The sequence below is a fragment of the Streptomyces sp. NPDC033165 genome (assembly GCF_055577965.1).
In genome coordinates this window covers 23,151-50,014 of the sequence record NZ_JBVIPK010000012.1, presented here as the reverse complement: position 1 = coordinate 50,014, position 26,864 = coordinate 23,151, and the positions used below count along the sequence as shown (strand labels likewise).

Here is a 26,864-nt window from a genome sequence, read left to right as displayed (position 1 = left end):
GCGCTGCGGCACTGCCACGCCCGCCCGCCTGTGGCGCAGTACAGCGGCTGCCCCGGACCGTGGGCGTGGCCTGGTCCGGGGCAGCCGCGGCTATGAGCGGCCACACGCAGTCAGGTGCGGTCAGATGCCGTCAACGGCGGGTCAGTAGCCGTTCCACCAGCGGGAGACCGCCTGCCAGAGCCGCGCGGGCGCGGCCGGGCGGCGCTGGCGCGGGACGGTCGCCACGGGGGCCGGCGCACCGGTGGGCGGCGCGGCGGGGGCGGGCTGCGGGGCGGTGCCCGGGGCGTGGGCGGGCTGCACGCCCGCCGCGGGCAGCGGCTCGGGGACGGGCGGGCGCGGGGAGGAGATCTCCCAGTCGTCGGCCGGGCGGGCGGTGCGGGCCATCACCGAGAGCGGGTCGGCGTCCAGCTTCTGCTGGGGGCTGGGGGCGAACTTCACCGGCAGCTCGACCAGGTGGCGCGACATGATGTTGCCGACCCAGCGCAGCTCGCTCTCCTCGACTCCGAGCTCCAGGTCGGGCAGACGCATCAGGAGGGCGTCGACCCCGACGTCGGCGATGGCACGGCCGATGTCCTGGCCGGGGCACTCGTGGGGGCCGCCGCTGAAGGCGAGGTGGGCGCGGTTGCCGCCCATGTCGGCGCCCAGGTCCGGGCGGACGGTGGGGTCGGTGTTGGCGGGGGCGATGCCGACGAGCAGGGCGTCGCCCGCCTTGATCTGCTGGCCGCCCAGCTCGGTGTCGCCGACCGCCCAGCGGCCGAAGACCGCGGTGAAGGGCGGCTCGTCCCAGAGGGTCTGCTCCACCGCCTCCGGCACGGTCATGTGGCCGCCGCTGAGCCGGGCTCGGAAGCGCGGGTCGGTCAGGACCATGCGCAGCACGTTGGCGATGAGGTTGGCGGTGGACTCGTACGCGGCGATGAGGATGAGGCGCAGGTGCTCGACGACCTCGATGTCGGTCATCGCCGCGGGGTGCTCGACGAGCCAGCTGGCCAGGTCCGGTGCGGGCTCGGTGCGGCGGTTCTCCACCAGGCGGGTCAGCACGGACACGATGTGGGCGTTGCTGGCCACGGCGGTCTCGGTGCCGCGGGTCATGTCGCGGGCGGCCTGGACGAGGCGCTCGTCGTACTCCTCGGGCATGCCGAAGATCGCGCACATCACCATCATCGGCAGGTGCTCCGCGAACTGGCCGACCAGGTCGGCGGTGCCCTTCTCGCAGAAGTCGTTGACCAGGCGGTTACTGAAGCGGTTGATGTGGCGGCGCACGCCACGGGTGTCGATGCGCTCCATGCTGTCGGTGACCGCGCCGCGCTGGCGTTCGTGCGTGGCGCCGTCGGCGAACACGCAGACGGGCTGCCAGGTGAAGATCGGGGCCAGCGGGTGGTCCGGGGCGACACTGCCGTCCTGGAGGGCCCGCCAGCGCCGCGAGTCCCGCGAGAACTGGGACGGCGTACGGGTGAGGTGGAGGTTCTCGCTGTGGCCGAGGACGAGCCAGGCGGGGACGTCGCCGTGGAGCAGGACCGGGGCGACCGTACCGTGTTCGGCGCGGAGTTTGTCGTAGAGGCCCGCGGGGTTGTTCTCCGCCTCGGGGCCGTAGAGGCGGCGCAGTCCGCCGGGACCGATGTCGCCGGGGCCGCTGCCGAGGTTGTGGGCCGGGCACTGGGGCGGCGGCACGGCACCGGGTTCGTGGTGGAAGGGGGTTGTCACTGTGGCTCCAGGGATCAGGACGGCCAAGGGTCGAGCACGGGCGGGCAAAGGACGTGTACGGGTAGTGCATGGGTGCGGCAGATGTGCCGCACGGGCGCGGCACAGGTGCTGCGCCGGGCGCGCGCCGGGGGAACGGCGCACGCTCGCCGCCGGGACGGCCGGGGAACCGTCCCGGGGGCGTCAGGCGAGCGGGACGGCCAGGCTGTGCAGATAGCGCATCAGGGTCATCAGCACATCGCGGCTGGAGGTCCGCAGCCGGGCGTCGCAGTCGATCATCGGGACCTCGTCCGGCAGGTCGAGGGCTCTGCGCAGGGTGTCGACCGGATGGTGCGGCGCGTCGGGGAAGGTGTTGACGGCCACCACGAACGGCACTCCGCGCTCCTCCAGCCGGCCGATGACGTCGAAGCTGACTTCGAGCCGTCTCGTGTCGATGAGGACGACGGCGCCGAGCGCTCCTTCGAAGAGGCCGTTCCACAGGAACCAGAAGCGTTCCTGGCCGGGGGTGCCGAAGAGGTAGAGGATCAGTTCCTCGCTGAGGCTGATCCGGCCGAAGTCCATGGCGACGGTGGTGGCGGTCTTCGTCTCCACCCCGGCGTTGTCGTCCACGCCGACACCGGCCTGGGTCATGGTCTCTTCGGTCGTCAGGGGCCGGATCTCGCTGACCGATCCGACCATGGTCGTCTTGCCGACCCCGAACCCGCCGACGATCACGACCTTCACCGCGGCGGTGGCCGTGGTGGGGAGGACGTCCTCGCTGCGGGGTCCGGTGATCGTGTCAGAGCTTCTGAAGTCCATGCATCACCGCTTCGAGAAGGGACCTGTCGGGGAGAGTGGCGCGGACGATCGGCGCGCGCGACTCGATGAGTTCGGTGGCGAGGAGATCGCTCAGGAGCGAGGTGACCACGCTGAAGGGCAGGCTGAGATAGGCCGAGATCTCGGCGACCGACAAGGGCGCCTGACAGAGCCTCAGAATCGCCGCCTGTTCGGGCTGGAACGTCGGCGAGGGCTCCGCCTGTGCGACGACCATCGTGACCAGGTCGAGCGCCCCGCGCTCGCTGTCGTCGAGATCGCCGGTGATCACGTACAGCCGTTCCGGGTCGTTGAGTGCCGGATCGGTCTTGCGGCGTTCTCGTTGGGGTCCGCTCATCCGGACTGCCCGCCGTGGCGGGGCGGGCTGGTCAGGTGGGCACCGATCCGCACGACCATGTCCCGCATCCTGGCGCCGACCAGTCCGGCGTCGACGGTCTCACCGGCCAGGACGGCGAGATACGCACCGGTACCGGCCGCCATCAAGTAGAAGAAGCCGCCGGTCACTTCGATGACCACCAGCTTCATCAGGCCGTCGCTGTAGGGGATTTCGGTGGCCACGGCGGCGGCCAGGCTCTGCAACCCGGCGCAGGCTGCCGCCAGCCGGTCGGCGACGTCGGGGTCGCCTCCGTGCATGGCGATGCGCAGCCCGTCCGAGGAGAGCACCACGATCTGGTGGATGCTCGGCACGTCGTCGGCCAGCTCCTTGAGCATCCAGTCCATGTTTCCCCGCTGCTGGATCACTTCAGGTCTCCCTTGTCCCACGCGTCATCGGAGTCTTCGCCGTGCTTCGGTTCCTGCGGTACGCCGTTGACGGCCTTGGTGAAGGCCTCCAGCCAGAGGCCGGGGGGCTTCTCCTCGCCGCGCCCGCCGTCCGCGCCCGCCTCCTGGCCGGGCAGGCCGCCGTTGGCGGGGGCCGGTGGCGGTGGGGGCTGCTGCGGCAGGTTGTGCGAGCCGAGCGGGGCGCGGCCCCTGCTGCGGCGCTGCGGCAGCCCGTTCTCGGTCCACTCGGTGACCACGGGAACGTCGTCCTCCATGGCCGACGCGGGGACGGCCGGGCGAGACGCGGCCGTGGGGGCACCGGTGGGGACCGGGGCGACCACGGAGGGCACGGGGCCGGTGGCAGCGGGCTTGGGCTTGCGCTTGCCGGGCGGCGGCACCACGTGCTGAAGCTGCGACATGTCCAGCGAGCTGGTGGGCCGCGAGGTGGCGCCGATGCCGTGGGCGATGCCCGGGGCGGGCCCGGTGGTGATCATGTCGCGCGGCACGATGAGGACGGCGCGGACGCCGCCGTACGCCGACTGGCGCAGCGAAACCTGGAGTTGGTACATCCGGGAGAGCCGTCCGACGACGGCCATGCCGAGCCGCGGGGACTCCCCCAGGTCGTTCATGTTGATGCCGGCCTGGGCCTGGGCGAGCATGTTCTCGGCGCGGGCGCGGGCCTCCTCGCTGAGGCTGACGCCGCCGTCCTCGATCTCGATGGCGATGCCGGTCTGCACCTCGACCGCGGTGACGTGCACCCGGGTCTGCGGGGGCGAGTAGCGGGTCGCGTTGTCGAGGAGCTCGGCGCAGGCGTGGATGAGCGGTTCGACCGAGGTGCCGACGATGGCCACCTTGGCGATCGAGTGCAGATCGACGCGCTGGTATTCGAGGATGCGGGACATCGCCCCGCGCAGCACGCTGAACAGCGGTACGGGCTTGGGCCATTGGCGGCTGGGGCGGGCACCGCCGAGAACGGCGATGGAGTCGGCGAGGCGGCCGATCAGCGCGGTGCCGTGGTCGATGCGCAGCAGGTCGTCGAAGACCTCGGGGTTGCGCCCGTAGTGGTCCTCCATCTCCCGCAGTTCACTGGCCTGGCGGTGCACGATCGCCTGAACCCGGCGGGCGACGCTGACGAAGGCGCGCTGGGCCGAGTCACGCCGGGCCTCCTCGTTGTCGATGACTTCGAGGACCTGGTAGACCTGCTCGCGCAGCGCCTTGGGCAGATGGCGGTTGGCCACGTCCGCGTCGACGATGTCGCGCATCACTTCTTCGGGCGAATTGCCCACGCGCAGCCGCCGGATGGCGGCGGGCATGACTTCCTTGGTGAGCCGCACGGTCTCGGAGTCGTGCGAGAGGATGCGGTGTTCCAGGTAGGCGATGCGCTGTTCGTACTCGGCGCGCTGAACCCGCAGGGCACGCCGTCGGCGGTGCAGTGCCACGGTGAGCACGGCGACCACGAGCGTGGCGATCGCGCCGCACACGGCGACTGGTATCCGCGCGGCCGGTACGACCAGGGCCGCGCCGGCGGCGGTGGCGCCGGCCAGCAGGGCCACGGGCAGCAGGACTACGCGGACGACGGGGACTTCTCTGTCGGTCGGCGGTGATTCAACACGGACCATCTAAAACCCTCTGGCGGTTGATTCCGGGATGTATGCGCACGTGAGCGGAGACTCAGGAACAAGTGCTCGAATTCATCTCAACTCGACTTCACTGCGCGTGAGCTTAGCCAGATCAGAACAGTGCTTCGGCATATTCGCCCAACCCCCTGCGGAGGCCCGCCGAGAGGAATACACTCTCCAGTTTTTGCACTGAGCGCTGCGGAGCGTGCGCAAGGAGTAAGGAAGGCTGGAAATAGCCCTTCTATGGGCCATAGACGCTGCTGAGGAAGTTCTTAATGAGGTTCTTTACAGGGCAAAACGCCCCGCCATCGGCCTCCGTCACCTCACAGAACCAGACAGAGGCACAGGTGATCGAACCGGATCGAAAGGTACAGTTTCCCGGCCGACGGAGGGGTGGCACGAAAAAGCGACGCGCTGACGCGTATGCGGACCCCCTCTCCGCGGGGACGTCGGGTCAGCGCCGGGCGCCGCCGAGGCGCCCCTCCAGCTGGACGAGCAACTCGCTCAGCCGAGAAGCGAGTTCGCCCCGGCCACCGTCGTCGAGTCCAGCCAACACCGAGCGTTCGTACGCCAGTTGCTCGGGCAGCAGTCGGTCGACGAGAGCGCGGCCCTCGTCGGTGAGGCGCACATGGGCGACCCTGCGGTCGCGGTCGTCGCCCCGGCGGCCGACCAGTCCGCGGTCCTGGAGGGCGCGCAGCCGCTTGGTGACGGCGGCTCCGGAGGAGAAGGTCTCGCGGGCCAGCTCGCCGGGGGTCAGCTCCCGGTCCGTACGGCGTACGGCGCCGAGCAGGTCGAACTCGGCGCGGGTCAGTCCGGCGGAGCGCAGCGGGGCGTCCTCCGCCTGCTGGAGCAGGGCGGCGCAGCGGTTGATCCGGCCGATGATCTCCATCGGTCCGGTGTCGAGCTCGGGGTTGACGGTCTGCCACTGCCGGACCACCGAGGCAACGATGTCGTCGGTCACTCCGCTCCGATCGAAGGGGCGTGACCCGTCGGGCCGCGCCGTTGTGCTGTCGCGGCGAGCGTACGGTGTCCGGCCTGCTCAGCAGCGAGAAGGCGCTGCTCGGGCAGGGCGCGCTGCCGCCATTCGCCCGCCGCGGTGTCGCCCGCCTCGCGCAGTTCCACGAGGCTCGCGGTGAGCGCCCGGCGGGCCCGGTCGCGTACGGCGGGCGGGGCGCCCTGGCCGGAGTGCGCCCGTTCGACGTCGGCGCGGGCCCGCTCCGTGGCGTCGAGGGCCAGCTCGACCCGGCCTGCGGCGCGCCGGTTGGTGACGAGCGTCGCGGCGAGGAATCCGGTGGCCGCGCCGAGGAGGGTGTCCAGGACCCGGTCGCCGATCAGCTCCCCGGCCGGATGGGTGCCGCCGAACTCCAGGACGAGCAGGGCCATCGGGGTCACGGCGACGGAGCCGAGCCAGTAGTTGCGGGTGATCAGGGCCTCGGCGGCGAAGCTGAAGAAGAGGCAGCAGCAGACGAGGGCGAGCGGGCCGGTCCGGGAGGCGGCAGCACGGCGGCGAAGACGAACACGCCCACGAGGTTGCCCAGGGTGCGCTGGAGGGCCCGGTTCCACGACAGGGTGAGGCTGGCCTGGCAGAGGGAGGCGGCCGTGACGATCGCCCAGTAGGGGCGGCCGACACCGAGCGCGGCGCACAGGTATCCGGCGAGCGCACAGCCGGTCAGGGTCCGGGCGGCGACGGGCAGCAGGGGCGATCCGGGGCCGAGGCGGCGCAGCAGGGCGCGGCGGGCGGCGCGGCGGCGGCCCGGGGTGCGCAGTTCGGCGCGTTCGGCGTCGATCCCGTGGAGCCCGTCGGCGGAGCCGGGCGCGGGCGGCGGCTCGGGCAGCGGCCCACGGGCGCGGGTCAGGGCGGCCCAGGTGCGCAGCCGGTCCACGTCCGCCGCGTCTCCCCCGGGCCGGGGCACGGCACAGGCGGCTTCGGCGTGCGCCACCAGGCGTTCCAGCGAACGTCGCACGGGGGTGGGACGCCCGGAGGCGAGCAGACACTGCCAGGCGGCGTGCACGGCGGCGGCCGCACCGTTCCGGGTCCGGGCGCCCGGGTCCTCCGCACAGTCGGCGGCGGCCGCCAGGGCGCGGGCCACGGCCCGGCGTTCGGGACCCTCCCGGCGGAGCAGGGCGGGCGCCACCGCGACCAGCCAGGCGACCGCGCCCGCGGCGAGCGTCAGCGCGAGGTGACCGGGCATCTGGCCGAGGCGCTGCGGGGCGAACAGGGCGGCGGAGCTGACGAAGGTGAAGATGACCGGGCCGGGCGGCCCGATCCGGGCGGCGTCGCACAGCAGCTTCTGGGCGGCGGCGAGCAGGGCGCCGACCGCGATGAGGACGGCGGTCGATCCGGTGAGCGACGCGGCGAGAAGGGCGAGCGCGAGACCGGCGGCCATGCCGAGCACCACGCCCGCGACGGCCCTGGCCCGGCGGGCGTACGGCAGGCCGTGGCCGTACAGCGCGCACAGCGAACCGGCCATGGTGTACATCACGAGGTCCAGCCGTCCGGCGGCCAGGAGCGACAGATGGGGTACGGCGGAGGCGGCGACCACGCTGAGCGCGGGTTTGAACCAGGTGTCGGAGGGCCGCGAGAGCCGGAGGGCCGGGGCCACGGGGAGACTGCGGACGAGGGGGCGCCGGGACCGTACAGATGTATCACTCACGTATATAAGTTAACAGGTGTTACACCCGTAAATGATTCCTGCCACTGTTGTGCGGACAGGGCGACCCATATTCTTTTGAACCTTCATGCACCTACTACGATGACGGGCGATGAGCAGGGTGAGCGCGCGGACCGACCGGCAGCTGTGCCGCCCTCGCACGCCCGTCGCTCTCGGCTGGGCACTCTTCCTCCTGGCCATGCTCCTCTGCTGTTCGGTGACCCCCTCGTCCGCCGCCGTGCCGGTGGCGGCGGGCCCGGTGGGCGCGCATTCCGTCCGCGCGTTCACTCCGGTCCCCGACACGTCCTTCGAGCCGGTCGTCCTGGCCGCGCCCGCCGACCGCGGGCTCGGCACCTCGTGCCACGGCCGGTCGGCGCACACGGCGGCCGTCGTGCTTCCGGCCTCGTCCGCACCCGTGGCCGTCCCCTCGCCCGTGGCCTTCACCCCGACCGCCCCGCTCACCGGGGCGGCAGCCATCCGGGGGCCCGCACACGACGGTGTGCACTCCGTCGATCAGCTACGACTCCAGGTCCAACGGGTCTAGAGGCAGCTCCGCTCTCCCGTAACCCGTTATGCATCCGTTGACGACGAGGACTTCCCATGGCTTCCGCCAAGAACCAGAACAACCCGGCCGCGGCACGTCGCGCCAAGCTCGAAGAGGCCCGCCGCAAGGAGCGGGCCCGCGAGCGCCGGGTCCGCATCATCACCATCAGCGCGTCGGTGGCCGTGGTCGCCGCGCTGGTAGCCGGGGGCGGCTACCTGATGGCGCAGGCGAACGAGAAGGAGAAGAAGGAGGATCAGGCCAGGACCTCGCCCGTCACCGGCGAGCGCAGCTGGGACAAGCTGAGCCAGGAGCACGTGGCGACGAAGGTCGACTACCCGATGAACCCGCCCGTCGGCGGTGACCACAACCAGGTCTGGATGAACTGCAACGCGGACGTCTACACCGACGAGATACCGAAGGAGAACGCCGTGCACTCCCTGGAGCACGGCGCGGTCTGGGTCACGTACAACGACAAGGCCTCCGAGGAGGACGTCGAGGCCCTGACGAAGCGGGTCAAGTCGACCCCGTACTCCCTGATGAGCCCGGTCAAGGACCAGAAGGACCCCCTGGTGCTCAGCGCCTGGGGCAAGCAGGTGACGGTCAAGAGCGCCGAGGACGACCGGGTCGCGCAGTTCTTCACCAAGTACGTGCAGGGTCCGCAGACCCCTGAGCCGGGGGCCGCCTGCACCGGCGGGCTGGACAAGTGACCGCGCTCGCGGGCCCGGGCTCCACCCGGCGGATGGCCCTCGCGGGAGCCTCCGTGCTGCTCGTGGCGCTGGGGCTGGTGGTGCTGATGGTCGTCCGTCCCTCCGAGGCCTCGCCGTCCGGTGGGGCTTCGGCCTCGCAGTCGGCTCCGGCGGAGGGTTCCGTGGACGCGGGCTTCGCCCGGGACATGGCGATCCACCACCAGCAGGCGGTCGAGATGTCGTTCATCGTCCGGGACCGCACCGACGACGAGGACGTGCGGCGCCTCGCGTACGACATCATCAACACCCAGGCCAACCAGCGCGGCATGATGCTGGGCTGGCTGGAGATGTGGGGGCTGCCGAAGAGCTCGGCCGGGCCCCCCATGGAGTGGATGGGGCACTCCGTCGAGCCGAGCGACGACGGTTCGCTGATGCCGGGCATGGCCACCGACGCCGAACTGGAGGCGCTGGAGGCCGCGGAGGGCGAGCGGGCCGAGGTGCTGTTCCTGCGGCTGATGACCGTGCATCACCGTGCGGGCGCGGACATGGCCCAGGCCGCCGCCGGAGCCGCCGGGACGGACGCCATCCGGAATCTGGCGGCGGGCATGGTCCGCGGCCAGAAGTCCGAGATGGGGCTGATGGCGGACATGCTGAAGGCCCGGGGCGCCAAGCCCTGAGCCGGGGGGGGGGAGGGCGGTCCCGGCCGGGTGGCCGGGGCCGCCCTCTCCCGTATCTGCTGCGCCCGGGATCACATAGGCTCGGCGACGACATGAAGAGCATCCTCACTCCGCTGGGACCCAAGGCCGACAAGGACACCGTGCGACGGCACAATCTGAGCCTGGTGCTGCGTGCCGTGCGGGACGAGGGCGAGCGCGGCGAGGCGACCCGCGCCGGGGTGGCCGCCCGGGTCGGCCTGACCCGCGCCGCGGTCTCCTCGCTCGTCGAACAGCTCATGGCCGGCGGGTTCCTCACCGAGTCGGGCAAGACGTTCAGCGGGCAGGCGGGCCGCCCCGGGACCGCGCTCAAGGTGGCCCGCACCGGGCCCGCCGGACTCGGCGTGGAGATCAACATCGATTACGTGTCGGTCTGCGTGGTCGACCTGGCGGGCACCGGCCGGGTCCGGCAGACCGAACACCTCGACAACCGGGGCGCGCCCGCCGGTGAGGTCCTCGCCCGGGCGGCCCGGATCGCGGCCCGCACCCTGGACTCGGCGCGCGAGCAGGAGCTGCGGCCGGTGGGCGCGGCCCTGGCGCTGCCGGGCCTGGTCTCCGACGGCGCGGTGCGGCAAGCCCCCAACCTCGGCTGGAGTGAGGTCCCGGCGCAGGAGCTGTTCGCGGACGCGCTGGCCGCCCTGCGGCCCGGCCGCCCCGTGCTGCCGGTCGCCTCGGAGAACGAGGCGAACCTCGCGGCGCTGGCGGAGCTGTGGTTCGGCGGCCTTGACGAGGTGCGCAGCTTCCTCTATCTGACCGGTGAGATCGGGGTCGGCGGTGCGCTGGTCCTCAACGGCGAGCTGCTGCGCGGTGCGAACGGTTTCGCCGGGGAGATCGGCCATGTGGTGGTGGACCCGACGGGTCCGGAGTGCCGGTGCGGTTCGCGCGGCTGCCTGGAGCAGTACGCCGGACAGGCGGCGCTGCTGCGGGCGGCGGGCATCGAGGGGCTCGGCGGCGCCTCCGGGGTGCTGGAGCTGGAGCGGCGCGCTGGGGCCGGGGACCCGCGTGCGGTCGCCGCGGTCGCTGAGGCGGGCCGGATGCTGGGCCGGGTGCTGTCGGGGGCGGTGAACCTGCTCGACCCGGACGCGGTGGTGCTCGGCGGGATCTACCGGGGCCTGATGCCGTGGCTGTCGCGGCCCGCCGACGAGGAGCTGACGGGCCGGGTGGTGTCGGGCCTGTGGTTCCCGGGCAGCGGCCGGCTCCGCGCGTCGTCGCTGGCGGGTGACGCGGCGCGGGGTGCGGCGGCGCTCGTGGTGCAGGACGTGCTGGACGATCCGGTGGGGTACGCGGAGGCGTCCGGCGGGTGAGCCGGGGCCGGGCGGCTCCGGCACACCCGGTACGCCACCGTCCGCGGTTCGCCCGGTACGTGGAGCGGCCCCGGCCTCACCCCGTACGCCACGGGCCCCGGCCTCACCCGGTACGTCAGCGGACGCCGAGCAGGTGGTCCATCGCCAGCTGGTCCAGCGCCTCGAAGGCCATGCCGCGTTCGGCGGCGGCGTCCACGTCGAAGTCCTCGTAGGCGCTGCGGTCGGCGAGGAGGCCGGCGAGGCCCTCCGCCGCGGTGGGGCGCACCAGTTGGTCCAGGCGGGACGCGCGCAGGGCCGCCTGCACCTCGGGGTCGGCACGGAAGGCGGCGGCGCGTTCCTTGAGGATGAGGTAGTTGCGCATGCAGCCCGCGGCCGAGGCCCAGACGCCCTCGTGGTCCTCGGTGCGCGGCGGCTTGAAGTCGAAGTGGCGGGGGCCTTCGTAGCCGCTCTCCAGCAGGTCGACGAGCCAGAACGCCTGGCGCAGGTCGCCCGCGCCGAAGCGCAGGTCCTGGTCGTACTTGATGCCGGACTGGCCGTTGAGGTCGATGTGGAAGAGCTTGTCCGCCCACATGGCCTGGGCGATGCCGTGGGGGAAGTTGAGTCCGGCCATCTGCTCGTGCCCGGTCTCCGGGTTGACGCCGACCAGTTCGGGGCGCTCCAGGCGCTCGATGAAGGCGAGGGCGTGGCCGATGGTGGGCAGCAGGATGTCGCCGCGCGGCTCGTTGGGCTTGGGCTCGATGGCGAAGCGGAGGTCGTAGCCCTGCTCGGTGACGTACTCGCCCAGCAGGTCGAAGGCCTCCTTCATCCGGTGCAGGGCGAGGCGGACGTCCTTGGCCGCACCGGACTCCGCCCCCTCGCGGCCGCCCCACGCCACGAAGGTGCTGGCGCCGAGCTCCACGGCCAGGTCGATATTGCGGAGCGTCTTGCGGAGCGCGTAGCGGCGTACGTCGCGGTCGTTGGCGGTGAACGCGCCGTCCTTGAAGACGGGGTGGGTGAAGAGGTTCGTCGTCACCATGGGCACCGTGAGCCCGCTGCCGTCGACGGCCTGCCGGAAGCGCTTGACGACTGCCTCGCGCTCACTCTCCGTGGAGCCGAACGGGATCAGGTCGTCGTCGTGGAAGGTCACGCCCCAGGCGCCGAGCTCGGCGAGGCGCTGTACGGACTCGACGGGGTCGATGGCCGCCCGGGTGGCGTCGCCGAAGGGGTCGCGGCCCTGCCAGCCCACGGTCCACAGGCCGAAGCTGAACTTGTCGCCGGGGGTGGGGGTGAAGCGTTCCGTCATCGTCGTCCGACCGCCTTCGCCTGCCGTCGGGACGCCCGGCCGACAGCCCGGCACCCCTATTTGTTAAGTGTCATGACTAATCAAGCACACCACACCTCGACCGGGGAACCCCCCTGTCGGGTGGAGTCGACCCCAACCCCCTGTGCAGGGCGACAGGCATCCCGTAATTTGTTCGTGCCCCAGCCAAATGATCAGGCCGTACCGCGCGAAAGAGGCTCCCCATGCCGTCACCCGCCGTCGTCATCGGCGTGGACAGCTCGACCCAGTCCACGAAAGCCGCCTTCATCGACGTCTCGACCGGTGAGCAGCTCGCCGTCGGGCGCGCCCCGCACCTCGTCACCGGCGAGTCCGGGGCCCGCGAGAGCGATCCGGAGATCTGGTGGCGGGCACTGTGCGAGGCGGTGGCCGCCGGGCTGGAGGAGTCGGGCCTCCCCGCCCGCGCGGTCACCGGTATCGCGGTCGCCGGACAGCAGCACGGGCTCGTCGTGCTGGACCGGGCGGGCCGTCCGCTGCGCCCCGCGCTGCTGTGGAACGACACCCGCTCCGCGCCGCAGGCCGCCGCCCTCACCGACGCGCTCGGCGGGCCCGGGGCCTGGACCGCGCGCACCGGTTCCGTACCCGTGGCCTCGATCACCGCGTCCAAGTGGCAGTGGCTGCGCGAGCACGACCCGGCGAACGCGGCGCGGGCGGCCGCGGTCCGGCTCCCCCACGACTTCCTCACCGAACGCCTCGCGGGCGTCGCCGCCACCGACCCGGGGGACGCGTCGGGCAGCGGCTGGTACTCCACGGCCACCGGCGCCTACGACCCCGTCCTGCTGGATCTCCTCGGCCTCGACGCGGCCCTGCTGCCCGAGGTCGCACCCACCGGGGCGGCCCGGGTCGGCTCGCTCACCGGGGCGGCGGCACAGGCCCTCGGGCTGCCCGCGGGCATCGCCGTGGCGGCCGGCACCGGGGACAACATGAGCGCCGCCGTGGGCCTCGGCCTGGGCGGCGGCGGGCTGCTGGACCACCCGGCCCTCAGCCTCGGCACCTCCGGAACGGTGTTCGCCGCCTCCCGCACCCGGCCCGGCTCTCCCGCACTGAACGGGTTCGCCGCCGCCGACGGTACGTATCTGCCGCTGGCCTGCACCCTCAACTGCACCCTCGCCGTGGACAAGGTGGCCGCCCTGCTGGGCCTGGACCGCGAGGACGCGGCGCCCGGCGGGGAGGCCGTGCTCCTCCCGTATCTCGACGGCGAACGGACCCCCGACCTGCCGACTTCCTCGGGGCTCCTGACCGGGCTGCGCCACGACACCACCGGGCAGCAACTGCTGGGCGCCGCCTACGAGGGCGCGGCCGTCACCGTACTGCGGGCGCTCGACGAACTGCTGTCGGCGTGCGGCCTCGATCCGCACGCCCCCGAGGTGGCCGCACGCCCGCTGCGCCTGATCGGGGGCGGGGCGCGGGGTCGGATGTGGGTGGAGACGGTCCGCCGGCTCTCCGGCCGCCCGCTCGTCCTCCCCGGCAGCGGGGAGCTGGTCGCCCTCGGTGCGGCGGCGCTCGCCGCCTCGGCCGCGGGCGGAGGCGATCCGGTGGCACTGGCGACGGCGTGGCGACGGGGCGGGACGGACCGTCAGCTCGACCCGGTGGCACGGGACACGGAGACCTGGCAGCGGGTCACCTCGGTGCTGGACCGGGCCGCACGGCCACTGCTCGGCGGCTGATCGTCCGCCCCTCGGCGGGCCGGTCAGCCACCCCGCGACGGGTCTCACCGACCCCGGTTGGGAATACGAACTGATTTTCCATAAGATCCGGCGATGATCACTAGAAATCGGCTGACGACCGGGGTGGGCATAGCGCTCGCCACCCTGGCCGCCGGGCTCGGCACCGCGATCCCCGCGGCCGCCGACGAAGCCCCCGCCGCCCCCTCCCCCAAGGTCGAGCTGGTGCTCGACGTCAGTGGCTCCATGCGCACCCGCGACATCGACGGCCAGTCCCGGATGGCCGCCGCGAAGCAGGCGTTCAACGACGTCCTGGACGCGGTGCCCGAACAGGTGCAGCTCGGCATCCGGACGCTCGGCGCGGACTACCCCGGCGAGGACCGCAAGGTCGGCTGCAAGGACACCCGGCAGCTCTACCCGGTCGGCCCGCTGGACCGTACCGAGGCCAAGACCGCCGTCGCCACACTCGCCCCCACCGGCTTCACCCCGATCGGTCCCGCCCTGCTCGGCGCGGCCGACGACCTGGAGGGCGGCGAGGGTTCGCGCCGGATCGTGCTCATCACGGACGGCGAGGACACCTGCGGCCCGCTCGACCCGTGCGAGGTGGCCCGGGAGATCGCCGCGCGCGGCACCCACCTGGTCGTGGACACCCTCGGCCTGGTGCCCAACGCCAAGATCCGCCAGCAGCTCACCTGTATCGCGGAGGCCACCGGCGGCACGTACACCGCCGTCCAGCACAAGGAAGAACTCTCCGACCGGGTCAAGCAGTTGGTGGACCGGGCGGCCGAGCCGGTCGTCACCCCGGTGGCGACCGAAGGGGCTGCGAGCTGCTCCGCCGCGCCCGAGCTGAAGCCCGGCCTCTACACGGACCGCGCGGAGATCGGCGAACACCGCTGGTACCGGGTCGACGTGCTGCCAGGTCAGGAGCTGCGCGCCTCGGTGAGCGTGGCGGCGGACCGCGCGGTGGACGACGACTACGGTGTGCTGCTGCGCGCGGTGACGGCCCACGGCCGGGAGATCGTCCGGGGTTCCGAGGCGGGCACGGGCCGCACCGATGTGATCTCGTCCGGACTGCGCTACCCGAAGGCCGGGGCGGAGGACGAGGACTCCGGCGACAGCGGTGACGGCCAGCCCGCCGCCGAGACCGTATGCCTTCAGCTCGCCCACTCCTTCTCGGCGCCCGCGTCCGTGAAGCGGTCTCCCGGTCTGCCGGTCGAGCTGACCGTGGACCTGGTCGAAGGTCCGGCCGAGGCGTCCGACACGGCGGCCTTCGGACTCGGCCGCGGCTGGTGGCTGCTCGGGGTGCTCGTTCTGACCGGCCTGATCGCGGGCCTGCTGACCGGCTGGCTCTCGCGCTGGCGCGTCGCCGTATGGAGGACCAACTGATGCGTACGACACCTCGCCGCACCCACGGCGTACGGGGCGCGTCGAGCCGCGCGCACGGCATGCGGCGTGCCCTGGCCGGAGCCCTGCTCGCCGGGGTGGCCCTGTTCACCGCCACCGGCCCGGCGGTGGCCGACGACCCGTCGGCGAGCGCGAGCCCCGCCGGGGACGGGGCGGGCCCCACCGAGGCCGGAACCACGTTCCGTACGGCGACCGCGCTCAAGCAGGGCCAGACGGGCACCGCCCAGGCCTCGACCGGGGACTACCTCTACTGGGTGTTCCCGGCCGACGCCGGGCAGCGGCCCACCGTCGAGGCCACGGTGAAGCTCCCCGAGAGCGCCGCCCGGAGCGGGGCGTCCACCTGGCAGATCGACGTGTACGACGGGCTGCGCCGCCGCCAGGCCTGCCAGTACGGGCACCAGACCAGGAAAGCGGCGGCCGACGCGGCCACCGTGGAACTGTCCTGCGTCCTGCGCACCGTGCGCTCCTGGTCCGAACCGTGGGCGAACGACCCGCTGCCCGGCAGCTACTACGTCCGTCTCACGGTGGCGGGTCTGCCCGCCGAGGACCTGGGCCTGCCGTTCGGGGCGGAGGTGCGGGCGGCCTCGAAGGAGCAGAGCGGCGCGCACGACGTGGACGGGTCGCTCTCCGAACCGCTGGTACCGGGCGTCTCGATCGCCGCGCCGGGCGACGCGAACGCCTCCGCCCCCCGGACGCCGGCCGCCGCCGGGCCGGAGGACGGCTGGGCCTCGGGCTGGTGGACCGACCGCTGGCTGTGGACGGTGGGCGGCGGAGTGCTCGCCGCGTTCGCGGCCGTGTTCGGCTACTCGCTGACACGGGGCCGGGGCCGCCCGGCACACGTCCCGCCCGGCGTCTGAGAGACCCACGGCACCGCTCCCCGAACGGCGGCCTCCCCGCACCTCGAAGATCCTGGCCCGCGACGGGACGGGACCGCTTCGGGACGGGGAGGCACGGCCGGGGCGGCAGTTCTTCGCGGACAACCCCTCGGGTGGCCGTGTTCGCCGTGACCACGGCCGGCGCGCCGCCCGCCCTGGTGCACTTCGGCCCGGCGAGGCTCGGGGCGGCCGGTGTGCTGCTCGCCGTCCTGGCCGGGACCGTCTGCATCCAGCTGATCGCGGGGCTGCGAGGCGAACGGCTCGGGCGCCATGGTCACACCAGCCGCGACAAGATCCTTCACTCGCATGCAGCAGCCATGGAGCAGCCGTAGCCTGGAGCCGTGTTGATCTACGGCGAACTGACGGCGGCTGAGCATGCCTTGTGGGATTCCTTCCCGGAAGGGCGGTGGGTGGATCTGCGCACCGGGGAGCCCGAGGACGACGATCCCGCCACCGGGGCGCGTTGGGGGGCCGAGCGCACGGTCCGCGCCGAGGTCGTGGCCGCCCTTCTGCTGGGCGGCAACACGGAACGGTCGAGCAGTGTCGCCTCCCTGCGTCTCGCCGGCGCACGGATCACGGGCCGCCTCGATCTGGCCGGTGCGGAGATCGGCCACCTGCTCTGGCTGAAGGAATGCCGGTTGGATCAGCCGGTCAGCTTCAACGCGGCCTCGACACGGACGATCCGGATCACGCGCAGCCGGGTTCCCGGCGTGGACGCCGGACTGGCCCGCGTCGAAGGCCGTCTCGACCTGACCGGATCGGTGATGGAGGCGGGCCGTCTGTCCCTGATCAACGCCTATGTGGCGGGGGAGCTGACGCTGGACGGGGCACGGATATCGGCTCCCGGACCGTGGGCGGTGTTCGCGGGGGGCCTGGTCATGGGCGGCGGCGTCTTCTGCCGGCACGGCTTCACCGCGCGGGGCGGAATACGGCTGCCGGGCGCGCAGTTGCCCGGCGGCCTGTTCATGGAGGGTGCCCGGCTGGAGAGCCCCGACGGGGAGGCGCTGATCGCGGACAACGTGTCAACCACGGTGGTGCACCTGTCCGAGGGGTTCAGCGCGACGGGAACCGTGCGGCTGCGGGGCGCCCAGATATCGGACCTGCTGACCCTTGAGGGAGCCACCCTCGGCGGCGGCGACACGGCGCTTTCAGGCGTCGGGATGCGGGTGGGAACCTTCGACTTCACCCTTGCCGCACAGCCTGCGGGAGCGGTGAACCTTCAGGGTGCCATGGCAGCCGTCCTGCGCGACGGCGAGCGGAGCTGGCCGGAGGAGGTACGGCTGGACGGCTTCGTCTACGGATCCCTCCACTCCGACAGGACACCCCCGCACAGAGACGTGGCCCACCGCCTGGCATGGCTCCGCCGAAACCCGGGCTATGCCCCGCAGCCGTACGAGCAACTGGCCTCCTGTTACCGCCAGGCGGGTCACGACGACGACGCCCGAAGAGTGTTGCTGGAGAAGCAACGCCACCGTCGCAGCACCCTGAACGCACCGGGACGAGTATGGGGGTGCCTTCTCGATGCCGCCGTCGGATACGGCTACCGGCCCTGGCTGGCCGCCTTGTGGATGACAGCGCTCTGCCTGCTCGGCAGCCTGGTGTTCGGCGCCCGCACGCCGGTCCAGACGAAGGACGGCGAGGGCGCCCCGTTCAGCCCCTTCTTCTACACCCTCGACCTGCTCTTCCCCATCGGTGACTTCGGCCAGCGCGGCGCATGGCACTGGACGGGGGCGACACAGTGGCTGTCGTACGCGCTGATCGCCATCGGCTGGCTCCTCACCACGGCTGTGGTCGCGGGCGTATCCCGCACTCTGAGCAGGAACTGACACGCCTCAGGCGGATGGTCACGCGTGGCGGCGACTCCGGCACCCGCCCCGGTCCGAATCCGAAGGCCGCTCCGACTGCCCTCGGCAACTCACGTACTCCGTCAGGCCGGTGGCACATTCCGGGCGGCGCGGGCCGACACCCTGGCGGAGCACCTCCCCCATCCTGTTCGATGGGTTCGAACGATGGCGCGCCGCCCGTGGCGCGCCCCAGGGAGCGGAGTCCTTCGATGTCCACGCAGACCGGCCCGGCACTCGACACCCCGTCTCGCGGCCATGCGCTCGTACCGGGACCCAAGGGGCTGCCGCTGCTGGGGAACCTGCCGCAGTTCGCGAAGAACCCGCTCGCCTTCTTCGAACTCCTGCGGGGCCACGGAGACATGGTGCGCTGGCGGTTCGGGCGCAACCGGTGCGTGTTTCTCGCCGATCCGGAGTGCATAGGCGAGTTGCTCACCGAGACGGAGCGCTCCTTCGACCAGCCGCGGCTCGGCGTCGCGTTCCGGGCGGTGATGGGCAACGGCATCATCGTGGCGCGGGGCCGGGACTGGCGGCGCAAGCGCTCCCTCGTGCAGCCCTCGGTGCGGCCCAAGCAGGTCAGGTCCTACGCGGCCACCATGGCGGCCTCGGCGGTGGAGCTGGCCGACAGCTGGTCGGACGGTGAACGCGTCGACGTCAAGCGGGAGATGGCGGCCCTCACGCAGAAGATCGCGGTACGCACCATCTTCGGCGTCGACACCCCGGCCGACTCGGAGGCGATGGGCCGGGCGATGGACGTCGCCCAGATGGAGATCGGCAAGGAATTCGCCGGGATCGGCGCCCTGCTTCCCGACTGGGTGCCCACGCCCGGCCGGGCGCGCATCAGGAAGGCCGCCGCCGTCATCGACGCCGAGGTGGGCCGGGTCGTCGCCCGGCACCGGGACGGCGAGGAGGAACGCCCCGATCTGCTCAGCCGGTTGCTCACCGCCGTCGACGAGAGCGGAACGCGGCTCAGCGACGAGGAGATCCGTGACGAGGCGGTCACGCTGTACATCGGCGGTCACGAGACCACCAGTTCGACGCTGGTGTGGGCGTGGTACCTGCTCGCCCGCAGCCCCCGGGTCCGGGAAGCGCTCGCCGAGGAGCTGGAGCGGGTGCTCGGCGACCGGGAACCCGGCTTCGAGGACTACGCCCGGCTGACGTACACCCAGGCCGTGGTGAAGGAGACCCTGCGGCTGTACCCCACGATCTGGCTGATCACCGGGGTGGCGAAGGAGGGTGCGCGCCTCGGCGGGCTGCCGATCCCGGAGGGGACCCGGGTGTGGACCAGCCAGTGGTCCACGCACCGCGACGCGCGGTGGTTCCCGGAGCCGGAGGAGTTCCGGCCCGAGCGCTGGGACGCGGAGCGGGGCGACGCGATCGCGGAGTACGCGTGGTTCCCGTTCGGCGGCGGGCCCCGGGTCTGCATCGGTACGCGCTTCGCGATGGTGGAAGCGGTCCTCATTCTGGCCGTGCTGGCCCGCCGCTTCGACCTGGACGTCGACCCGGGCGAGGTCGGGCCGGTACCGAGCCTGACGCTCCAGCCGGACCGGGACGTCCTGGCCACCGTCCGGGCGAGGTAGGGGGACGGCGGAAGGCGGCGGTGCCCGGCTGCCTCGCGGAGCCGGGCACCCAGGACCTCAGTCCTGCGGCAGCCACTTCTCCCAGACGTCCGGGTGCCGGTCGATCCAGCGCTTCGCCGCCTCCTCGGGCGTCAGCTTCTGCGAGGCGATCATCTCCGAGACCTCGTTCTGGTCCTCCTCCGACCAGTGGAACTTCTTGAGGAACGCGGACGCCTCCCCGCCGCGCTCGGCGAAGTCCGCGTTCAGGAACTTCTGCAGCGGCGTCGTCGGGTAGGCGCAGTCGATGTCCGCGGGGTCCTTCGCCGCGCACTCGTCCGTGTAGGCGGGGAGCTTCACCTCGACCATCGGCACCTCGTTGAACAGCCACTGCGGCTGGTACCAGTAGCTGAGGAAGGGCTTCTCCGCCTTGGCGAACTGCTGGATCTGGGTGATCTGGGCCGCCTCGGAGCCGGCGAAGACCACCTGGTAGTCCAGGTCCAGGTTCTTCACCAACGCGACGTCGTTGGTGATGTAGGAGGGCGAGCCGTCCATCAGCTGGCCCTTGCCGCCGCTCTCGGCGGTCCTCAGCTCCTTCGCGTACTTGTTGAGGTTCTTCCAGTCGGTGACGTCGGGGTGCTCGTCCGCCCAGTACTTGGGCACGTACCAGCCGATGTGGCCGGTGACCCCGAGGTCGCCGCCCCTCACGATGGTCTTCTTCTCGTCGATGTACAGCTTCTCCTGGTCCGGGTGGCCCCAGTCCTCCAGGATCGCGTCGACGCGGCCCTGGCTCAGGGCGTCCCAGGCGGGGACCTCGTCCGTCTGGACCAGGTCGACGCGGTAGCCGAGCTCCTCCTTGAGGAGCTGTTCGGCCACGGCGACGTTCGCCTGGGCGCCGACCCAGGACTGCACGGAGAGCGTCACCGTCTTGACCCCGGCGGGGGCCGCGAACGGGGATGCCTGCTTGGTCATGTCGGCGGCGCCGCAGCCCGCCGTGGTGAGCAGGGCGGTGGCCGAGGCGAACGCCACGAGCAGGCGTGTGCGGGAGCGGTTCATTTCAGCCCTCCTGTCGCTGGCGGCGGGCGGTGGGCTGGGTGACCCGGTCGAGCATCAGGCCGAGACAGACGATCGCCGCTCCGGCGACGAGCCCGGTGGCCAGGTCGCCCTGGGCGAGGCCGAGGACGACCTCGTAGCCGAGCGCGCCCGAGCCGACGAGTCCGCCGATGATGACGACCGCGAGGACCAGGACCACGGCCTGGTTGACGGCGAGCAGCAGCGAGGGCCTGGCCAGCGGGATCTGGACCTGACGCAGCTGCTGGCCGGGGGTCGCGCCGAGCGAGCGGGCGCACTCCATCGCCGCCGGGTCGACGCCCCGCAGCCCCTGGGTGGTGATGCGGACGACAGCGGGCAGCGCGTAGACGACCGCGGCCGCGGCCGCGGGGGCGCGGCCGACGCCGAAGAGGGCGACGACGGGAATCAGGTAGACGAACTGCGGCATCGTCTGGAAGACGTCCAGGACCGGTCGCAGCAGCCGCTCCAGGCGCTCGCTACGGGCTGCGCCGATCGCGATGCCGAAGCCGAGGACCAGGGTGAGGGCGACGGCGGCGAGCACCTGGCTGAGGGTGTCCATGGACGGCTCCCACACGCCGAGGACGCCGATCGCGGCCATCGCGAGGACGGCGGTCACGGCGGTGCGCCAGGTGCCGATGGTCCAGGCGAGGGCGGCGACGATGAGGAGAACCGACCACCAGGGCAGTCCGGTGAGTCCGCTGCGCAGCGGGTTCAGGATGCCGCTGGTGAAGTGGGAGGCGAGGTCGGCGGTACCGCCGACGACGGGCACACCGGTGTAGAGGTGGTCGACCATCCAGTCCTTGGCGGTGTTGACCGGTCCGGCGATCGCCACGGTGACGTCCTCGGGCCAGACCCGGCCGCCGGTGAGCCGTCCGACGGCGGCGACGGCGGCGGTGACCACGGCGGCCAGGGCCCAGCCCCGCGGGCCCCGGAGGAGGGCCGGACTGGTGGGCTCGGTGCCGATGCGGCGGCCCGCCGCCTCCGTCGTACGGTCCAGGACGACGGCCAGCAGCACGATCGGGATGCCCGCGGCGAGCGCCGCGCCGACGTCCACGGAGGACAGCGCCTGGTAGACGCGGTCGCCGAGGCCGCCCGCGCCGATCACGGAGGCGATGACGGCCATGGAGAGCGCCATCATGATGGTCTGGTTGAGGCCGAGGAGCAGCTCCTTGCGGGCCAGCGGGAGGCGGGCCGTCAGCAGCCGCTGCCGCCCGGTCGCGCCGAGCGAGGTCACGGCCTCCATGACCCCGCGGTCCGCGCCGCGCAGGCCGAGCGCGGTGAGGCGGGCCATCGGCGGGGCCGCGTACACGACGGTGGCGAGGACCGCGCCCGGGACGCCGATGCCGAAGACCAGGACGACAGGCAGCAGATACGCGAACGCGGGCAGCACCTGCATGGTGTCGAGCACCGGGCGCAGGATGCGGAAGACGCGGTCGGACAGCCCGGCGGCCAGGCCGAGGAGGAGCCCCAGCACGACGGAGGCGAGGACCGCGACGACCATCAGCGCGAGCGTCTGCATGGTCGGCACCCACATGCCGAGCAGTCCGCAGACCAGGAACGACAGGGCTGCGGTCAGGGCGAGCCTGACGCCCGCGACGCGCCAGGCGACGGCGGCGGCGAACACGGTGACGCCCGCCCAGCCGAGGGCCAGGAGGACCAGGTAGACGCCGCGTACGGAGAGCACGACGGCGTTGCTGATGTGGCCGAAGAAGTACAGGAACAGCGGGTGGCTGTCGCGGTTGGAGACGATCCAGTCGGTGACGTTGCCGAGCGGCTCGGACAGGTCGGCGGTCAGGGCGTCCGGCCAGATGCCTCCGCCCCAGCGTCCGTGGACGAGGGGGACGAGGACGGCGGCGGCGAGTGCGAGGAGCAGCAGCTTCCCGGCCGCCGGGCGTTCGCGGAGGGCGGCCAGCGGCCCCCGGCTCGCGCCCGGCTGTGCGGCGCGGACCGGGGTGGCCTGGGCGGTGGCCATCAGACGGTCACCTCGCGGGAGCCGTCCGGGGCGTCGGGCGAGGCCGTGTCGGATCCTCCGCCCCTTCCGGCCACGACGTCCAGCAGGCAGGCGTGGTCGACGACGCCGACGAGGCGGCCGTCCTCCATCACCCGGGCGGCCGGGTCGCCGGAGCGGGAGACCGCCTCGATGGCCTCGGAGACGGTGGCGTCGGGGCGCACGGCCGGGCCGCGCTCGCCCTCCCCGGCGAGCGCGGGGCGCATAGCGGTGGCGACGGTGAGGACCTGCTCGCGCGGTACGTCGCGGACGAACTCGGTGACGTAGTCGTCGGCGGGCGAGCCCACGATCTCCTCGGGCGTGCCGAGCTGGACGATGCCGCCGTCGCGCATGAGGGCGATCCGGGTGCCCAGGCGCAGCGCCTCGCTGAGGTCGTGGGTGATGAAGACCATGGTGCGGCCCTCCTCGCGGTGCAGCCGCACCACCTCGTCCTGCATCTCCCGGCGGATCAGCGGGTCCAGCGCGCTGAACGGCTCGTCGAAGAGCAGGACGGACGGGTCGACGGCGAGCGCGCGGGCGAGGCCGACGCGCTGCTGCTGGCCGCCGGAGAGCTGCGAGGGACGGCGGTCCTCCAGGCCCGCGAGGCCGACCTTCTCCACCAGCTCGGCCGCCTTGGCGCGGCGCTCGGCCTTGCCGAGGCCCTGGACCTCCAGGCCGTAGGCGACGTTGTCCAGCACCGTGCGGTGCGGCAGCAGGCCGAAGTGCTGGAAGACCATCGCGGCACGGTGGCGGCGCAGTTCGCGCAGCCGGGCGCGGTCCATCGCGAGGACGTCCTCGCCGTCGATGGCGAGGGTGCCGCTGGTGGGCTCGATCAGCCGGGTCAGACAGCGTACGAGGGTGGACTTGCCGGAGCCCGACAGGCCCATGACGACGAAGACCTCACCCTTGCGGACGTCGAAGGAGACGTCGCGTACGGCGGCGGTGCAGCCGGTGGCCTCGCGCAGTTCGGCGGGCGGGAGTGCGGCGTGCTCGCTGCCGGGGATGCGGTCGGCCTTGGGGCCGAACACCTTCCAGAGGTGGCGCACGGAGAAGACGGCGTCCTCGGTGGCCTCGACTGCGGCCTCGGTGGTCTTGGTCGCGGTCATCGGGCGTCACCTCCGGTGCTGGTACCAGTGGCCGGCACGGCGTCGGTGCCGCCCGGCCGGTTCGCGAGGAGTTCGGCGCACTTCTCGCCCACCATGAGGACGCCGATCATCGGGTTGACGGCGGGCATGGTCGGGAAGACCGACGCGTCGGCGATCCGGATACCTTCCAGCCCCCGGATGCGCAACTGCGGGTCCACGACCGCCTCTTGGTCGTCCGTCGCGCCCATCTTGCAGGTGCCCGCCGGGTGGTAGACGGTGTGGGCGACCTTGCGGGCGTACTCGCTGATCGCCTCGTCCGACGTGACCTCGGGGCCGGGGCAGACCTCGCGCTTGAGCCAGTGGGCCAGTGGTTCGGTGGCCGCGATCTCGCGGGCGAGCTTGATGCCGTCGACCAGGGTGCGGCCGTCGTAGTCGTCCTCGTCGGTGAAGTACCGGAAGTCCAGGGCCGGCTTGACCTCGGGGTCGGCGCTCGTGAGGTAGAGGCGGCCCCGGCTGCGCGGCTTGGGGATGTTCGGCGTCATCGACACCCCGTGCTCGGGCTTCTCGTAGCCGAGGCGTTCGGGGTTGTCGGTGAACGGGATCTGGTAGAAGTGGAACATCAGGTCCGGGCCCCGGGATCCGGGGTCGCGGCGGACGAAGAGTCCCGCGTCGGAGTCCATCGCGGAGTTCTCCGGGATGGGACCGTCGGTCTCCCAGACGATGACGGACTCGGGGTGGTCGAGCAGGTTCTCGCCGACGCCCGGAAGGTCGTGGCGGACGTCGATGCCGAGCGCTTCGAGGTCCTCGCGCGGGCCGATCCCGGAGTGCATCAACAGGCGGGGCGTGTCCACCGCGCCCGCGCAGACGATGACCTCACGGGCGGCGCGCAGCAGGATCTCCTCGCCGTCCTTGGTCCTGACGTGCACTCCGGTGGCGCGGGCGCCGTCGAACTCCAGGCGGTACGCCCAGGTCTCCAGCATGATCCGCAGGTTGGGGCGGTCACCGGCCTCGATGTGGGGGTGGAGGTAGGCGACCGAGGCGGAGGAGCGCTTGTTGTTCTCGGGGTGGTAGGCGAGGTCGAAGAAGCCGACGCCCTCGTGGAACGGCTTGCTGTTGAAGCTGTCCACGCGCGGGACTCCGGCCGCCTCCTGGGCGGCGTCGACGAAGTCGCGGGCGATGGCGTTGCGGTCCTTCTCGTCGACCGGGACGATGTTGTTGCGCAGCTTGGCGAAGTACGGGTCCATCGCGGCCGCGTCCCAGCCCTCGGCGCCCGCCTCGGCCCACTCGTCCCAGTCGCCGGGCAGCGGCTTGAAGCTGATCAGCGTGTTGTGCGAGGAGCAGCCGCCGAGTACCCGGGCGCGGCTGTGGCGGATGTGGGAGTTGCCGCGCGGCTGCTCGGTGGTGGGGTAGTCGTAGTCGAGGTCGCCGCCGAGGAGGCCGAGCCAGCGGCGCAGGGTGAGGACGTCGTCGCGGTCGATGTCGGTGGGGCCGCCCTCGATGACCGTGACGGTCACGTCGGGGTCCTCGGTGAGCCGGGAGGCGATGACCGATCCGGCGGTGCCACCGCCGACGATCACGTAGTCGGCCAGGCGGGCGTCGGGGTCGGGGACTGCGGTGCTGCTGGGGGTGGGGGGCATCGGTCACTGCTCCTTCTGCAAGGTTCGTGCGTGTGCGTGGTGCTGCGAACAGCCGGTCGGGACCGGGCGGCGGGTCTTCCGCCCGGTCCCCGCAGGCGTCAGCCGGCGAACCAGCGCTGGGGGCGCGGGTTGAGGTTCTGGTAGATGTGCTTGGACTCGCGGTACTCGGCGAGCCCCGTCGGGCCGAGCTCGCGCCCCGTACCGGACTTGCCGAAGCCGCCCCACTCGGCCTGCGGGAGGTAGGGGTGGTAGTCGTTGATCCAGACGGTGCCGTGGCGCAGCCGTCCGGCGACCCGGCGGGCCCGGCCCGCGTCGGTCGTCCAGACGGCGCCCGCGAGGCCGTAGTCGGTGTCGTTGGCCAGCGTGATGGCCTCTTCCTCGGTACGGAAGGTCTCGACGGTGAGGATCGGGCCGAAGGTCTCCTCGCGCACGACGCGCATCTCGCGGTGGCAGCCGTCCAGGACGGTCGGCCGGTAGAAGTAGCCGCCTTCGGGGCGTACGTCGCTGGGCTTCGGGCGTTCGCCGCCGGCCCGGACGATCGCGCCCTCCTCGCGGGCGGAGGCCACGTACGCCTCGACCTTGGCGAGCTGCTGGGCGGAGACGAGGGGGCCGCACTCGACGCCGTCCAGGGTGCCCCGGCCCAGGCGGACGGCGTCGGCGCGGCGGGCCAGCTCGGTGACGAACCGCTCGCGGACGCTCTCCTCGATGATCAGGCGGGCCCCGGCGGAGCAGACCTGGCCGCTGTGGAAGAACGCGGCGTTCAGGGCCTGGTCGACGGCGGTGTCGAAGTCCTCGTCGGTGGCGCAGGCGTCGGCGAAGACCACGTTGGGGTTCTTGCCGCCGAGCTCCAGGGCGACCTTCTTCACGGTCGGCGCGGCGGCCTGGGCCACCTTCGTACCGCTGGCGAGGCCGCCGGTGAAGGAGACCAGGTCGACGTCGGGGTGCTCGGAGAGCCGGGCGCCCACCGGGTCGCCCGCGCCGGTGACGAGGTTGGCGGCGCCGTCGGGGAGTCCGGCCTCGGCGAGGAGCTTGATCAGGTGGACGGTGGAGAGCGGGGTGACCTCGCTGGGCTTGAGCACGAAGGTGTTCCCGGCGGCGAGGGCCGGGGCGATCTTCCAGCTGGCCTGGAGGAGAGGGTAGTTCCAGGGGGCGATCAGCGCGCAGACGCCGACGGGCTCGTGCACGACGATGCTGTGGACGTCGGGGTCGCCCGCGTCGACGACCCGGCCGCCGCTCTCGTTCATCACCAGGTCCGCGAAGTAGCGGAAGGCGTTGGTCACGTCGTCGACGTCGACCCGGCCCTCTTCGAGGGTCTTGCCGGTGTCGCGGCTCTCGGTGATCGCGATCTCCTCGCGGTCCCGCTGGAGCAGCTCGGCGACCCGGCGCAGCAGCCCGGCCCGCTCGGCGACGGGCTTGTGCGGCCAGGGGCCGTCGTCGAAGGCGCGCCGCGCCGCCGCGATCGCCGCATCGGTGTCCTCGACGCCGCCCTCTGCGACGACGGCCAGGACGGTGGCGTCGGCGGGGTCGAGGACCTCGCGTGTCGCGCCGGATCCGGCGGCCCGCCAGACGCCGTCGATGTGGATGGTACTGAGCGCCGACATGTCGTTTTTCGCCTTCCGTGCCTGAAATGCCCCCTCCG

The 26,864-nt window shown here is 72.6% G+C and carries 22 protein-coding genes and 1 pseudogene; 10 read left to right on the top strand and 13 right to left on the bottom strand.

Annotation, left to right across the window (positions count from 1 at the left end):
• Positions 1-141: 141 nt before the first annotated feature.
• From ACZ5WC_RS25140 to ACZ5WC_RS25110, 7 genes and pseudogenes are all read right to left on the bottom strand, one after another.
• The gene (locus ACZ5WC_RS25140; RefSeq protein ID WP_468542919.1) at positions 142-1,701 is read right to left on the bottom strand and encodes a cytochrome P450; all 1,560 of its coding nucleotides are present in this window, start codon (positions 1,699-1,701) and stop codon (positions 142-144) included.
• Positions 1,702-1,881: 180 nt separating this feature from the next.
• Positions 1,882-2,496 (bottom strand): GTP-binding protein, encoded by a 615-nt coding sequence (locus ACZ5WC_RS25135; protein WP_468542918.1) that lies wholly within the window; start codon positions 2,494-2,496, stop codon positions 1,882-1,884.
• Positions 2,477-2,848, bottom strand: coding sequence for a DUF742 domain-containing protein (locus ACZ5WC_RS25130; protein ID WP_096633079.1), 372 nt, complete (start codon positions 2,846-2,848; stop codon positions 2,477-2,479). Before ACZ5WC_RS25130 ends, ACZ5WC_RS25135 begins: the two co-directional genes overlap by 20 nt.
• Positions 2,845-3,252 carry a roadblock/LC7 domain-containing protein gene (locus ACZ5WC_RS25125; RefSeq protein ID WP_006128841.1) on the bottom strand — a complete coding sequence of 136 codons (408 nt, stop codon included), beginning with the start codon at positions 3,250-3,252 and terminating at the stop codon, positions 2,845-2,847. Before ACZ5WC_RS25125 ends, ACZ5WC_RS25130 begins: the two co-directional genes overlap by 4 nt.
• Positions 3,249-4,889 carry a sensor histidine kinase gene (locus ACZ5WC_RS25120; RefSeq protein ID WP_468542917.1) on the bottom strand — a complete coding sequence of 547 codons (1,641 nt, stop codon included), beginning with the start codon at positions 4,887-4,889 and terminating at the stop codon, positions 3,249-3,251. The genes ACZ5WC_RS25125 and ACZ5WC_RS25120 overlap by 4 nt, the downstream gene beginning before the upstream one ends.
• A gap of 454 nt (positions 4,890-5,343) precedes the next feature.
• Positions 5,344-5,850, bottom strand: coding sequence for a MarR family winged helix-turn-helix transcriptional regulator (locus ACZ5WC_RS25115; RefSeq protein ID WP_468542916.1), 507 nt, complete (start codon positions 5,848-5,850; stop codon positions 5,344-5,346).
• Positions 5,847-7,543 (bottom strand): annotated as a pseudogene (locus ACZ5WC_RS25110) (FUSC family protein). The gene ACZ5WC_RS25115 and the pseudogene ACZ5WC_RS25110 overlap by 4 nt, the downstream one beginning before the upstream one ends.
• A gap of 109 nt (positions 7,544-7,652) precedes the next feature.
• On the opposite strand from ACZ5WC_RS25110, the gene ACZ5WC_RS25105 reads away from it, so the two are divergent.
• The 4 genes from ACZ5WC_RS25105 to ACZ5WC_RS25090 all read left to right on the top strand — a co-directional run bounded on the left by ACZ5WC_RS25105 (position 7,653) and on the right by ACZ5WC_RS25090 (position 10,787).
• Positions 7,653-8,084 (top strand): hypothetical protein, encoded by a 432-nt coding sequence (locus ACZ5WC_RS25105; protein ID WP_468542915.1) that lies wholly within the window; start codon positions 7,653-7,655, stop codon positions 8,082-8,084.
• Between the two features lie 56 nt (positions 8,085-8,140).
• The gene (locus ACZ5WC_RS25100) at positions 8,141-8,791 is read left to right on the top strand and encodes a DUF3105 domain-containing protein (protein ID WP_468542914.1); all 651 of its coding nucleotides are present in this window, start codon (positions 8,141-8,143) and stop codon (positions 8,789-8,791) included.
• Positions 8,788-9,447, top strand: a complete 660-nt coding sequence (locus ACZ5WC_RS25095) for a DUF305 domain-containing protein (protein ID WP_468542913.1) — start codon at positions 8,788-8,790, stop codon at positions 9,445-9,447. Before ACZ5WC_RS25100 ends, ACZ5WC_RS25095 begins: the two co-directional genes overlap by 4 nt.
• Before the next feature lie 92 nt (positions 9,448-9,539).
• Positions 9,540-10,787: an ROK family protein gene (locus tag ACZ5WC_RS25090; RefSeq protein ID WP_468542912.1), complete on the top strand. Its 1,248-nt coding sequence runs from the start codon at positions 9,540-9,542 to the stop codon at positions 10,785-10,787.
• A gap of 115 nt (positions 10,788-10,902) precedes the next feature.
• On the opposite strand, the gene xylA is transcribed toward ACZ5WC_RS25090, so the two are convergent.
• Positions 10,903-12,069, bottom strand: a complete 1,167-nt coding sequence (gene xylA, locus ACZ5WC_RS25085; protein ID WP_468542911.1) for a xylose isomerase — start codon at positions 12,067-12,069, stop codon at positions 10,903-10,905.
• Between the two features lie 221 nt (positions 12,070-12,290).
• Here xylA and xylB point away from each other — a divergent pair, with 221 nt between their 5' ends.
• The 6 genes from xylB (at position 12,291) to ACZ5WC_RS25055 (ending at position 19,469) form a co-directional block, all read left to right on the top strand.
• Positions 12,291-13,772 (top strand): xylulokinase, encoded by a 1,482-nt coding sequence (gene xylB, locus ACZ5WC_RS25080; protein WP_468542910.1) that lies wholly within the window; start codon positions 12,291-12,293, stop codon positions 13,770-13,772.
• 93 nt (positions 13,773-13,865) lie between these two features.
• Positions 13,866-15,155, top strand: a complete 1,290-nt coding sequence (locus tag ACZ5WC_RS25075; protein ID WP_468542909.1) for a VWA domain-containing protein — start codon at positions 13,866-13,868, stop codon at positions 15,153-15,155.
• The gene (locus ACZ5WC_RS25070) at positions 15,155-16,030 is read left to right on the top strand and encodes a hypothetical protein (protein WP_468542908.1); all 876 of its coding nucleotides are present in this window, start codon (positions 15,155-15,157) and stop codon (positions 16,028-16,030) included. Before ACZ5WC_RS25075 ends, ACZ5WC_RS25070 begins: the two co-directional genes overlap by 1 nt.
• A 131-nt stretch (positions 16,031-16,161) precedes the next feature.
• Positions 16,162-16,380: a hypothetical protein gene (locus ACZ5WC_RS25065; protein ID WP_468542907.1), complete on the top strand. Its 219-nt coding sequence runs from the start codon at positions 16,162-16,164 to the stop codon at positions 16,378-16,380.
• Positions 16,381-16,389: 9 nt separating this feature from the next.
• Positions 16,390-17,874, top strand: a complete 1,485-nt coding sequence (locus ACZ5WC_RS25060) for an oxidoreductase (protein WP_468542906.1) — start codon at positions 16,390-16,392, stop codon at positions 17,872-17,874.
• A 227-nt stretch (positions 17,875-18,101) separates the two neighbouring features.
• Complete coding sequence (locus ACZ5WC_RS25055) at positions 18,102-19,469, top strand: cytochrome P450 (RefSeq protein ID WP_468542905.1); 1,368 nt, start codon at positions 18,102-18,104, stop codon at positions 19,467-19,469.
• Between the two features lie 57 nt (positions 19,470-19,526).
• Here the strand turns inward: ACZ5WC_RS25055 and ACZ5WC_RS25050 are convergent, their stop codons facing one another.
• From ACZ5WC_RS25050 to ACZ5WC_RS25030, 5 genes are all read right to left on the bottom strand, one after another.
• Complete coding sequence (locus tag ACZ5WC_RS25050; protein ID WP_468542904.1) at positions 19,527-20,501, bottom strand: ABC transporter substrate-binding protein; 975 nt, start codon at positions 20,499-20,501, stop codon at positions 19,527-19,529.
• A gap of 1 nt (position 20,502) precedes the next feature.
• Positions 20,503-22,488 (bottom strand): ABC transporter permease, encoded by a 1,986-nt coding sequence (locus ACZ5WC_RS25045; protein ID WP_468542903.1) that lies wholly within the window; start codon positions 22,486-22,488, stop codon positions 20,503-20,505.
• Positions 22,488-23,609 carry a quaternary amine ABC transporter ATP-binding protein gene (locus ACZ5WC_RS25040; protein ID WP_468542902.1) on the bottom strand — a complete coding sequence of 374 codons (1,122 nt, stop codon included), beginning with the start codon at positions 23,607-23,609 and terminating at the stop codon, positions 22,488-22,490. Before ACZ5WC_RS25040 ends, ACZ5WC_RS25045 begins: the two co-directional genes overlap by 1 nt.
• Positions 23,606-25,225: a GMC family oxidoreductase gene (locus ACZ5WC_RS25035; protein ID WP_468542901.1), complete on the bottom strand. Its 1,620-nt coding sequence runs from the start codon at positions 25,223-25,225 to the stop codon at positions 23,606-23,608. The genes ACZ5WC_RS25040 and ACZ5WC_RS25035 overlap by 4 nt, the downstream gene beginning before the upstream one ends.
• Positions 25,226-25,323: 98 nt before the next feature.
• On the bottom strand, positions 25,324-26,826 hold the full coding sequence (locus ACZ5WC_RS25030) for an aldehyde dehydrogenase family protein (protein ID WP_468542900.1): 1,503 nt from the start codon (positions 26,824-26,826) through the stop codon (positions 25,324-25,326).
• Positions 26,827-26,864 lie beyond the last annotated feature (38 nt).

Coding starts and splice junctions, on each gene's coding strand:
- ACZ5WC_RS25030 (WP_468542900.1), bottom strand. CDS start 26,826: ATGTCGGCGCTCAGTACCATCCACATCGACGGCGTCTGGCGGGCCGCC.
- xylB (WP_468542910.1), top strand. CDS start 12,291: ATGCCGTCACCCGCCGTCGTCATCGGCGTGGACAGCTCGACCCAGTCC.
- ACZ5WC_RS25135 (WP_468542918.1), bottom strand. CDS start 2,496: ATGGACTTCAGAAGCTCTGACACGATCACCGGACCCCGCAGCGAGGAC.
- ACZ5WC_RS25130 (WP_096633079.1), bottom strand. CDS start 2,848: ATGAGCGGACCCCAACGAGAACGCCGCAAGACCGATCCGGCACTCAAC.
- ACZ5WC_RS25040 (WP_468542902.1), bottom strand. CDS start 23,609: ATGACCGCGACCAAGACCACCGAGGCCGCAGTCGAGGCCACCGAGGAC.
- ACZ5WC_RS25075 (WP_468542909.1), top strand. CDS start 13,866: ATGATCACTAGAAATCGGCTGACGACCGGGGTGGGCATAGCGCTCGCC.
- ACZ5WC_RS25045 (WP_468542903.1), bottom strand. CDS start 22,488: ATGGCCACCGCCCAGGCCACCCCGGTCCGCGCCGCACAGCCGGGCGCG.
- ACZ5WC_RS25035 (WP_468542901.1), bottom strand. CDS start 25,225: ATGCCCCCCACCCCCAGCAGCACCGCAGTCCCCGACCCCGACGCCCGC.
- ACZ5WC_RS25070 (WP_468542908.1), top strand. CDS start 15,155: ATGCGTACGACACCTCGCCGCACCCACGGCGTACGGGGCGCGTCGAGC.
- ACZ5WC_RS25050 (WP_468542904.1), bottom strand. CDS start 20,501: ATGAACCGCTCCCGCACACGCCTGCTCGTGGCGTTCGCCTCGGCCACC.
- ACZ5WC_RS25120 (WP_468542917.1), bottom strand. CDS start 4,889: ATGGTCCGTGTTGAATCACCGCCGACCGACAGAGAAGTCCCCGTCGTC.
- xylA (WP_468542911.1), bottom strand. CDS start 12,069: ATGACGGAACGCTTCACCCCCACCCCCGGCGACAAGTTCAGCTTCGGC.
- ACZ5WC_RS25105 (WP_468542915.1), top strand. CDS start 7,653: ATGAGCAGGGTGAGCGCGCGGACCGACCGGCAGCTGTGCCGCCCTCGC.
- ACZ5WC_RS25055 (WP_468542905.1), top strand. CDS start 18,102: ATGTCCACGCAGACCGGCCCGGCACTCGACACCCCGTCTCGCGGCCAT.
- ACZ5WC_RS25100 (WP_468542914.1), top strand. CDS start 8,141: ATGGCTTCCGCCAAGAACCAGAACAACCCGGCCGCGGCACGTCGCGCC.
- ACZ5WC_RS25090 (WP_468542912.1), top strand. CDS start 9,540: ATGAAGAGCATCCTCACTCCGCTGGGACCCAAGGCCGACAAGGACACC.